The sequence below is a fragment of the Priestia sp. KCTC 13724 genome (assembly GCF_056820425.1).
This window is the reverse complement of record NZ_JBXDLD010000141.1, coordinates 1-10,545: the sequence shown is the minus strand read 5'-3', so window position 1 is coordinate 10,545 and position 10,545 is coordinate 1. Positions and strand designations below refer to the sequence as shown.

Sequence of the window (10,545 nt, the reverse complement as noted above, 5' to 3'; positions counted from 1 at the left end):
GAGGAAGCTCAGACCGAGCCCTGCGGAAAGCGAGCAATCCGAAGTGAAAATCACGACTCGTTGCATGCGTCTTCCCTCCTATGAAAATATGAATAACACGCATATACAAATGGAAATCTTTAGCTAACAATGGTACAATCAATTCTGTTCTTTATTCTTTCTATTTGATTTAACAAAACGATTCACTTAAAAAAGAAGGTGCTCTTATATTGAGAAAAACTCGCATAAAACGAGAAATCATAATCTATTGCTCCATCATTCTCGGAACACTTCTCTTTTCTCTTATTGTGCAACAGTATTTCTTTCAGCCTTATACCGTTAAAGGAGACTCTATGAATCCTACGCTTCAAGAAGGCAACCGTATTATTATTAATAAACTAAGCAACTATCAACGCTTCGATCTCGTCGTCCTTCACTCTCCTCATGACCAAGACGAGTACCTCGTTAAAAGAATAATCGGTGTTGCAGGCGAAAAGATTGAATACATTGATGACCAGCTCTATATTAATAACCAAAAAGTAAGTGAACCTCACTTACATAAATACCTACAGCATATCCCGACATACGAACGCTTCACTGAAAACTTCTCTACCGAAGAACTCGTAAATGACGGCATCATTCCTCATGGATTCGTCCTTGTACTCGGAGACAACCGTAGAATAAGCCGCGATGGCCGACACTTCGGATTAACACCTGTCTCAGACATCGTTGGTGAAGTCGATGTGAAATATTGGCCTCTGACTGATCTCAAACTAATGCACTAAAAAAAGGAGCGGCGTCCGCTCCTTTTTTAATACCCATTCTCTTCATACAACTCAAGCGGAAGGCCGTCTGGATCTGCAAAAAACGTAAATAACCTTCCTGTTAACTCATCCACTCGAATCGGTTCTACCTCAATGCCTCTACTCTCTAACTCTACTTTTGCTGCTTCCACGTCTTCAACAGCAAAAGCTAAATGCCGAAGACCACAAGCCTCTGGTTGTGATGGACGAGCTGGAGGATTTGGAAATGAAAACAACTCAATTTGTACTCCTGGCGCTAGCTCTAAGTCTAGCTTATAAGAGTCGCGATGCTCTCGATATGTCTCTTCTAAAATACGCGCTCCTAGCTTTTCTACATAAAACGCTTTTGATTGCTCATAATTACTTGCGATGATTGCTACATGGTGAATTCTCTTAAACTCCATCCTTGCCCTCCTATGTAATCATTGCTTTCATCATAACCGAGCAACTAAAAAAAGAAAAGACACATTTACTATTTTAGGAAATTCTCTTTCCGTTCGTATCGTTTAAACTAATTTCCCACTCTGTTCAATCGTTTTTTTGTCATCAAACATAGTTTTATAGTATACTATTTTTCAAATCAATTTTTGAGCGACTATACTATTTATTCCTATTACTACTTGAAGGGAGGTGGTTTTCTGATGGGATTGCGATGTATAAAATTAGCAAGCTTGCAGAGATGGCATTTATAACAAAACGCACGGTAAATTACTATTCAAAAGAATTACTCGTACATCTTCGTCTTATTGAAGCTTTAAAACAAAAAGGGCTTTTGCTTAGAAAAAGGAAGCAACAATTGGAGAATACATCCCATATAGAAAACAAGACCCTCCTTCATAAAGACGAGCTTATAACAACATCATTATACACGACGACAAAAAGTGTAGCGTCAAGAATAAAAGGCTTAATGACGGTGAAAAAACTTCTGTTAAGCAATCACTAGAGCCACTCTCACGCACTCACTTCTCATGCTCTTGTCGTAATTTGATTATTTACAGGAGGTGTTTACTTACTTTGCTTACGCAGAGTAAGTATGTTCATTGATAACCATTAATTTAATTTTAGTTGCCTTTTTAATTGCTTTAACTGCTTATTTTGTTGCGACAGAGTTTGCGATTGTAAAACTTCGTAGCTCTCGTGTCGATCAGCTCGTAGCAGAAGGTCGAAAAGGAGCGGTCGCAGTGAAGACCGTCACGACTCACCTAGATGAATACTTATCCGCATGTCAGCTTGGTATTACCATTACAGCACTTGGATTAGGTTGGCTAGGTGAACCAACAGTTGAGCGCATTTTAAATCCAGTTTTCGCAGACTTAGGTGTTCCATCTTCCGTTTCACACGTGCTTTCGTTTGTAATCGCTTTTGCGTCGGTTACGTTTTTCCACGTCGTTGTTGGAGAGTTAGCACCGAAAACAGCGGCGATTCAAAAAGCTGAAACGGTGACGCTTCTGTTTGCACCACCGTTAATTGTCTTTTATAAAGTCATGTTTCCTTTCATTTGGTTACTTAACGGTTCAGCTCGCTTATTAACAGGCTTATTTGGATTAAAACCAGCCTCAGAGCACGAGCTAGCGCACAGTGAAGAAGAGCTTCGCATCATCTTATCAGAAAGCTATAAAGGCGGCGAAATTAATCAATCTGAATACAAATATGTAAACAACATTTTTGAATTTGACAACCGCGTTGCTCGTGAAATCATGGTGCCAAGAACTGAAATGGCCGTTGTTTCTGAAGACGATACAATTGACGAATTTTTAAAAGTGGCTGTAGAAGATCGCTATACTCGTTATCCAATTACCATTGATGGGGATAAAGATAATATTATCGGCCTTGTCAACATCAAAGAAATTCTAAACGATGTGGTCTTAAACGATGCTGTGCGTAATCAGCCTGTCAAAACGTATATGAAACCAATTATTCAAGTCATTGAATCAGTCCCAATTCAAGATTTACTACTATCCATGCAGAAACAGCGTACGCATATGGCGGTGCTTATTGATGAATATGGTGGTACAGCTGGTATTGTAACGGTTGAAGACATTTTAGAAGAGATTGTTGGAGAAATTCGCGATGAGTTTGATACAGATGAAAAGCCGTATGTTCAAAAGCTTAGCGATCAACACTTTATCTTCAATTCAAAAGTATTGCTTGATGAAGTAAATGAAGTGCTTGATATTCAACTTGAGCACGAAGACATCGATACGCTCGGTGGATGGATGCTTCTTCAAAACATTGATATTCAAGAAAATGAATCCGTCACTCTATACGGATATGAATTCACGGCAAAAGAAATGGACGGACATCAAATGAAAGAAGTAGAAGTTCGTCAATTATCTCAGGAAGAAAACGAAGTGCAACAAGAAGCACTAAAAATTGAAATATAACCGAAAAAGCTGCCTCGAGGCAGCTTTTTTCATTTCTGAACAACTAATGGATAGTTATCTTCAAAATGCATAGCTACAGCATCTACTATAAGCGGACCTTTCTGTAAAACTTTCGTACTTGTAAGTTTTGAAAAGCCATCTCCACCTTCTTGGCGACTCAGCTCGCTCATTTTTTTACGCGTCAGCTGATAAGGAAGCGTTCCAATGCTTTTACCAGCATCCGTACCAAGCTGATCTTTATACGTTTGTAAAAACGTCATTACTTTTGGGTCTGGCTTTACGGATTCATGTTCTACGGGTACAATTTCCGCTTGTTTGTAAGCAATCTCTTCAGTACGCTTATCAATCCCAAGCTCAACTTGTGAAAAAGCTTTTCCATAGGAGTAAGCCTGAACGAGCAGCTTATCATCGACAACGGTATTAGCGTACTGATGGTTATGAGCTCCTAGCATGACGTCTACTTCGTCATCTACTTTATATGCCATTTCAGCTAAATCTTCCTTTGGATTCCCACCATTTTGATCAGACTGCACAGAAACATGAGCTAAGACGACAATAGAACGTATGCCTTGCTCTTTCAGTTGTTTTACGCTTTTGTTAATGGCATTTACCTCATCGGTAATCATTACTTCTTCTCGACTATTTGCCAAAACAAAATCGTTTGTATCCGTTGTGACAACTCCGATAAAGCCCATGTTCACTCCGTTTATTTTTTTGATGACATACGGCCGAAACACGGTTTCACCCGTTTTCTTATCTAAAATGTTGGCTGAGGTGTACTGTGCTGTAGCTCCTTTAAAGTTTCCTTTTTCCTGAGGGGATTCACCATGAATTAAGCGCTTCATTTCTGCTACTCCACGATCAAATTCATGATTGCCTGGCGTACCAATATCAACGTTTAGCAAATTTAAAAATTCAATTGTTGGTTCATCATTAAATAACGAAGAAATAGGAGGGCTCCCACCGACCATATCACCGGTGTGAACGAGAAGCGTGTGCGGATTTTTTTCTTGGTATGCTTGCAAATGAGAAGCGAGATACTCAGCTCCTCCTACTCGTTTACCTTGGAGCTGCTGATATTGATCTAACTGACCGTGAAGGTCGTTTATTCCTAAAAGTTGCACGTGAATTAAATCATTAGACGAGGCTGTAAAATGCGTTTGGAAAGCATGGTGATACGTGGTAAACAATAAGATGCCTACAAGTAAAAGCATAGCTATACGTTGAAATAATCTCATTTCATATCCCCTCCTCATGCTGTTATCGTTAGGCTACCATAGAAGCATTAAGGAAGTATGAACGATATGTAAAGACAAATATAACAAAAAGCGCATCAGCTAGGTCTGATACGCTTTTATCATGAAAATAAAATGCTTTTTTCTACTTGCTTTAAATGATAAAAGTAACCTTTCTTACTCATCAGCTCAGAGAACGAACCAACTTCAACCACTCTGCCTTCATCCATGACAATAATTTGATCCATCCGCTCTAAGCCAGCAAGACGGTGGCTAATGAAGATAAGCGTTGCGTCCTTTGCTTTTTGTGTTAGCTCGGCAATCACTTTTTGTTCCGTTAGCAAGTCCATTGATGAGAAAGGTTCATCCAGTAGCCAAATTCGGCCTTTTTTCAAAAATGCACGAGCCATTGCTAACTTTTGACGCTCGCCTCCAGATAGGTTTTCACCTTTTTCTAAGATGCGATCATCGAGCTCATACGCATGTAGCTCCACCGCTTGTAACGCTGCTTTTAACTCGATATCAGACGCGTTATCATTTGCTAGCAGGAGGTTGTCACGAACCGTCCCGTAAAAAAAATGATTTTCCTGCATCACGACATTCGTATAGCTCCACAAATCTTCTTGTTCAACATTCGTTAAGAACTCTTGATTAATGGATATGGTGTCTGAGGTAGGCTCATACAGCTTGACGAGCAGTTGAAACAAAGTGGATTTACCAGAACCACTAGGTCCTACAATTGCCGTTTTTGAGCCAGCTGAAAACGTAACAGAGACATCATCTAGTACGTTGCGATTTCCATACGCAAATGATAGATTTCTCACTTCTACGTCCATCGGTTCATCTTGAAGCACAGCTGAAACAGGATTCTTTACTTCTTTCTGGTTATCCATAACAGAAAACAGCTGCGCCGAAGAGCGACGGCTATCTTCGAAATGAGTCGGAAATGCAGCCATTGGAACTGCATATTCAAATACATTCAGTCCAATCATAATAAGCATTGCTAGGAATAACCCGTCCAGCTCGCCTCGCGTGACGTCATAGACGCCGAATAAAGTTACGGCCCAGCATACGAACATGGAAATAACTAAGCTCCACGATTGGCTTGCGTTTTCCGCTTCTTGCTTTCTTGCTTGAGCGCTTAAATAACGCTTAGATAATTCAGTTAGCTTTCCTTGCTTTTCTTCTACTTTTTGATGAACTTTTAAATCTCGAAACCCGTATAAAAACTCCGTTGTTTCTGCCGATAGCTCACTTCTGAGTTCTTGAGTAGATGCTTTTAAACGCTGCTGCCTCCACGCAGCAAGCATGGGTACAACAACCCCCGTGAGGAGCATTCCAATAGCTAAGGTCACGCTAATCCAAACTGAGTAAAACAATGTAAAGAAAATGGTGCTAATGAAAACAAAGAAAAAAACGATTGGCGGATAGAATACCCGCAGGAAAAAGTTTTGTAAATTTTCTACGTCTCCAACAATTCGTGCTAGTAAATCCCCGCTGCGGTACTGATGAAGTACGCTAGGCATGAGCGGTTCTAATTTTTCAAAAAAGCGTACGCGCAGGTTTCCCAAAATCGTAAAAGTTGCTCGGTGTGAATAATAACGCTCCGCATATTTTGTTACAGCTTTTGCAATACCAAACAGCTTTAAAAGCGCAAGCATAACCGTTAACGTATACAGCGGTGGAATAAGAGCTGCCTTGGAGATGACATACCCGCTTGCACCGAATAAAGAGATGCCGATGAGCCCTGCTAGTACACCGAATATCGTCGTATATACAATATCCTTTTTTTCTTTCAGTACAATTGTGCTGATTGTCAGTAAATTTCTCATCTAACACCCTCTCCTTGCTGCGCCTGCATCATGTCGCGATAGCTGTCAATGCGCGTCATTAATTCATCATGCGTTCCTGAATCAATGACTTTTCCGTCTTGCAAATAAACAATTTGGTCCGCATTTCGAATCGTATAAAGTCGATGAGCAACGGTAATCATGGTTGCTCGCTCACTTAGCTCTTTAATGGATGATTGTAGAATTTGTTCCGTTACTAAATCGAGACCAGTTGTCGGTTCATCAAATACAATGAGAGAAGGCTGCTTAATAAATGCACGAGCTAGTGCAAGGCGCTGTTTCTCACCGCCAGAGAGGCCTCTTCCCCCTTCACCTATCAGCGTATCAAAGCCAGCTTCCATCGACTGAATAAGCGGTAACAGCCCCACTTTTTCGGCTACTTTTATAAGTTCTGCTTCCGTCACTTGAGTTTGTGTACCAAGGCAAATATTTTCTTTAATCGTTCCGGAAAATAAATACGGGTGCTGAGAAATATAGCTGATAGATTCAAACCAATCCGCTTCGCTAATGTCAGTTCGCTGTTTTCCATTAATGACTACTTGTCCTTCTGTTGGATCAATTAAACCCGAAATCAATCGAAGCAGCGTTGTTTTTCCTGATCCGTTTGGACCGATAATCGCTACTTTTTCAAACGGCTTAATGATTAACGAAACGTCACGTAATGAAAATGCTCCTTCTTGATAAGAAAAATGAATATCATCCAGCACGATATGAGCAGGTTGCCCTTGCTCTACTCGATGATTTCCCCACTTCACTCCGTGTTCGGAAGCTTCAAGCTCTTCTTTGATTTTATTCGTTGCCCCGATGCTACCTCTTCCAGCGTGAAATGCACTACCTAAATCTCGAAGCGATAGATAAAAATCCGGTGCGAGAATTAAAATAAAAAACGATGCAAAAAACGTAATATTTTCAAATACAACAAGGCGTAGGCCAAGCTCAAAGGCGATGAGACCAACGCTTAGCATCGCAATAAACTCCAGTGCCAGAGAAGATGAAAATGCTGTTTTCAAAACATCCATTGTCGCATCACCAAATTCAAAGCTTTTCTCTTTCATCTTGTCTTTTTGCACCTTTGCTTTGCGCATGAGCTTCAGCGTCGTTAATCCTTGCAGAACATCGAGGAAATGACCTGAAAAAGCCGTCATTTTTTCCATTTGAACATCCGCTTTTTTTTGCGTTTTTAACCCGATCACAATCATATAAATCGGGAAAAATGGTGCGGTTATCATCATTAATAATCCTGAAAACCAGTGCTGCGTAAACACGGCAAGTAAGATAATAAGCGGCAAAATACTCGTTTGGATGACCTGCGGAATATAGAAGCTAAAGTAGTTATCCACTTCATCAATCGCATCCATCGCTACGCTCGCTTTTTTACCCGTTTGGCCGCTTAACGAAGCTTGTAAAGGGTTGTTTGCATATTTTTCAAAAAGCTCTTCTCGGATTTCACCCTTCACTTTTTCACCAAGCTTAATTCCTAGTTTTCTTGATAGATAGATAAACAGCACCCGAGCAGTTAAGACAATTAATAAATAAATAAAAGAAGGAAGCACGTCTTGAAACGACGCGTCCTTCAAGAAGATTTGGTCGACAATGTACACAAAGAAATATGCTTGGCCAACTAACATCACACCGTTTAGCAACGATGATAGGATGAGCGGAATCATCATTTTTTTATGTGCAAATGCTCGTTTTCTCAGCAGTTCCATACACAATCGGTCTCCTTACGTTTAGTTAGCAGTACTTACTGATAAGGGCTTTTTCCTTTTGCCCCCCAGATGAACAAAAACACAATTGCACCAACCACAAGCAACACAGGTGCTATCATAATCAAAAACGTATTCACATTTCGTCCCTCCTTCACTTCTTACCCTGCACGTACTCGTTATCAAATAGAAACAGTCGCATCAATAAGTATAATGATGGAACGAGCAAGCATAGTCCTGCAAGAAAGGAAATGATAAGCGTGATGGCCATTGTATCGTTTGTGAAGCTATCATAAATCGTCACGTGCGGATAGAGTAAGTACGGTAAATGCGCCGCTCCGTACCCGTAAAATGCTGTGGCAAACTGCAGCATGACAAAGATAAATGATAAACCAAGACGCTTTTTCTTCCAGATAAAATAAACGGCTCCGACAAAGAACAAGAATGACAAAACAAACAGCCACGATACATTTAACATTTTCGCAAAGTGCTCGCTGTTATGATCTGACATGGCCCAAAAAACAAGGAAGCTAGCCAAAATCGTAGGTGTACTCCAAAACAATGCGTATTTACGCAAAATGCGAAATGCCCCTTCATCTCCTGCTTTGTGCGCGTAAAAGGTTAAAAAACAAGCAGAAATATACAGAACGCTCACCACTGCAAGAAGCACAACGGCCCATGAATAAAAGCTGGTGAACAACGCCCCGTAGTCAAGTGAAACATTCGTGCCGTTTAGCTTAATATAACCACCTTCTGAAATCGTCAAGACGATGGAAAGTGAAGCCGGAATTAAAAGTCCCGTTGCTCCGTATAAAAGTTGATAGCCTAGACGCCCTTTGTTTCCATAGTGGTGAAACGCATAGTACGAGCCGCGAAGCGCAATTAAGATAATTGCGATGCTTCCAGGAACCAACAGTGCCGTTCCGTAATAATAAGCAAGAGACGGGAAGAAACCAACTAATCCAACATAGAAGAAAATCAAGAATACGTTCGTTACTTCCCATACCGGAGACAAGTAACGATTGATTACTTTTTGTACAACATGTCCTTTCCCTGTCACCGATGCATAGTAGTTAAAGAACCCTGCTCCAAAGTCAATTGAAGCAACGATTAAATAACCGTATAAAAATGTCCATAGTACCGTGATACCAATTACTTCATAGCTCATAGTAGTCCTCCCTATTCAATCCCGCGTTTTTTCAATTCTTTTTCGACAGGATTTGCTCTAAAGGTACGAATAAGAACCGTCACGGCCGATACAATTAAAATGACGTATAAAGCAGCGAACAGATAAAGCATAATATCAACGTGCTGAGACGTTGTTGCTCCTTCTGCTGTACGCATAACGCCTCGAATAATCCAAGGCTGACGTCCTTCTTCTGTAAAGAACCATCCTGCTTCAATCGCAAGCATCGCTAGCGGCCCACCGGCTACTATTAAGCTAAGAAGCGGTTTGTTAAGCGGATTCCATGATTTTTTCTTTTTCATCACAATGTAAATAAATGAAATGAACGCAAGTCCCATTCCAATTGCAACCATCAAGTCGAACATGTAGTGAACAACAAGTGGTGGCCAATCTTCCTTAGGGTATTCTTCAAGCCCAATGACTTCAGCTCCCGGAGTTCCGTGAGCTAAAATACTGAGGGCATACGGAATTTCAAGCGCGTACTTCACTTCGTTATCTTCGGTTAAAATACCGCCTAGAATTAGCGAAGCTTCTTCCATTGTTTCAAAATGCCATTCAGCCGCTGCGAGTTTTTCAGGCTGATAGTTTGCTAAATATTTGCCTGACAAATCTCCAACAAGTGCCGTTACAATGGCAAAGACAAACGCAACGACCATTGATAAATGCAGCGCTTTTTTATGATAAACGTGATCGCGGCCTCGTAAAATTGCAAAAGCTGCAATAGCTGCAAGCACAAACGCAGACGTTAAATAAGCCGAGGATAAAACGTGCGACACTTTTGTCGGCGTCGCCGGGTTGAACATAGCCGCAATCGGATTAATATTTGAAAGCACGCCGTTTTCATATGTGAAGCCCAGCGGTGCGTTCATAAATGAGTTTACCGTTGTAATAAAGAAACCCGATGCGGTTGCACCAAGCGCAGCTGGAATTAACAGCAGCAAGTGATACATTTTATTTTTGAAGCGATCCCACGTATATAAATAAATTCCGAGGAAAATAGCTTCAAAGAAGAACGCAAATGTTTCTAAAAAGAGCGGAAAGCTAATGGTTTGACCAGCTACCTGCATAAAGTTTGGCCATAGCAAACTCAGCTGCAGTGCAATCGCTGTACCTGTCACAACTCCGACAGCAACCGTGATGATATATCCGCGTGCCCATCTTCTAGCGAGCAAGTGGTAGTGTTCATCGTTTCGTTTAATTCCTATCCATTCAGCAAGTGCAATTAAGAGTGGAACCCCGACTCCTAATGTTGAGAAAATCGTATGCACAGCTAGTGTTAAACCGGTTAAGATTCGACTATACAAGACCGGATCATACTCAAACACAAACATTTCCTCCCTCTATAAATGTTGATTTATCAACGGTTTGAGCCGTTGGTGGGGTGTCAAAAAAATATTTTTCG

Annotated in this window: 9 protein-coding genes; 2 read left to right on the top strand and 7 right to left on the bottom strand. The window is 40.8% G+C overall.

Annotated elements, in window-relative coordinates; genetic code table 11:
• Positions 1-209 precede the first annotated feature (209 nt).
• A complete protein-coding gene (gene lepB, locus AC1UFB_RS16720) occupies positions 210-764 on the top strand; it encodes a signal peptidase I (RefSeq protein WP_025910186.1) in 555 nt (184 codons plus the stop codon).
• A 26-nt stretch (positions 765-790) separates the two neighbouring features.
• On the opposite strand, the gene gloA2 is transcribed toward lepB, so the two are convergent.
• Positions 791-1,186, bottom strand: a complete 396-nt coding sequence (gloA2, locus tag AC1UFB_RS16715) for an SMU1112c/YaeR family gloxylase I-like metalloprotein (RefSeq protein ID WP_025910184.1) — start codon at positions 1,184-1,186, stop codon at positions 791-793.
• 636 nt (positions 1,187-1,822) lie between these two features.
• On the opposite strand from gloA2, the gene AC1UFB_RS16710 reads away from it, so the two are divergent.
• Positions 1,823-3,166 carry a hemolysin family protein gene (locus tag AC1UFB_RS16710; RefSeq protein ID WP_025910182.1) on the top strand — a complete coding sequence of 448 codons (1,344 nt, stop codon included), beginning with the start codon at positions 1,823-1,825 and terminating at the stop codon, positions 3,164-3,166.
• A 29-nt stretch (positions 3,167-3,195) separates the two neighbouring features.
• Here the strand turns inward: AC1UFB_RS16710 and AC1UFB_RS16705 are convergent, their stop codons facing one another.
• From AC1UFB_RS16705 to AC1UFB_RS16680, 6 genes are all read right to left on the bottom strand, one after another.
• A complete protein-coding gene (locus AC1UFB_RS16705) occupies positions 3,196-4,404 on the bottom strand; it encodes a metallophosphoesterase (protein ID WP_482589523.1) in 1,209 nt (402 codons plus the stop codon).
• A gap of 119 nt (positions 4,405-4,523) precedes the next feature.
• Complete coding sequence (cydC, locus tag AC1UFB_RS16700) at positions 4,524-6,233, bottom strand: thiol reductant ABC exporter subunit CydC (RefSeq protein ID WP_482589522.1); 1,710 nt, start codon at positions 6,231-6,233, stop codon at positions 4,524-4,526.
• A complete protein-coding gene (gene cydD, locus AC1UFB_RS16695) occupies positions 6,230-7,960 on the bottom strand; it encodes a thiol reductant ABC exporter subunit CydD (protein WP_482589521.1) in 1,731 nt (576 codons plus the stop codon). The genes cydC and cydD overlap by 4 nt, the downstream gene beginning before the upstream one ends.
• Before the next feature lie 35 nt (positions 7,961-7,995).
• The gene (cydS, locus tag AC1UFB_RS16690; protein WP_373688673.1) at positions 7,996-8,097 is read right to left on the bottom strand and encodes a cytochrome bd oxidase small subunit CydS family protein; all 102 of its coding nucleotides are present in this window, start codon (positions 8,095-8,097) and stop codon (positions 7,996-7,998) included.
• Between the two features lie 14 nt (positions 8,098-8,111).
• Complete coding sequence (locus tag AC1UFB_RS16685; RefSeq protein WP_025910177.1) at positions 8,112-9,125, bottom strand: cytochrome d ubiquinol oxidase subunit II; 1,014 nt, start codon at positions 9,123-9,125, stop codon at positions 8,112-8,114.
• An 11-nt stretch (positions 9,126-9,136) separates the two neighbouring features.
• The gene (locus tag AC1UFB_RS16680; RefSeq protein WP_061785502.1) at positions 9,137-10,468 is read right to left on the bottom strand and encodes a cytochrome ubiquinol oxidase subunit I; all 1,332 of its coding nucleotides are present in this window, start codon (positions 10,466-10,468) and stop codon (positions 9,137-9,139) included.
• Positions 10,469-10,545: the final 77 nt, after the last annotated feature.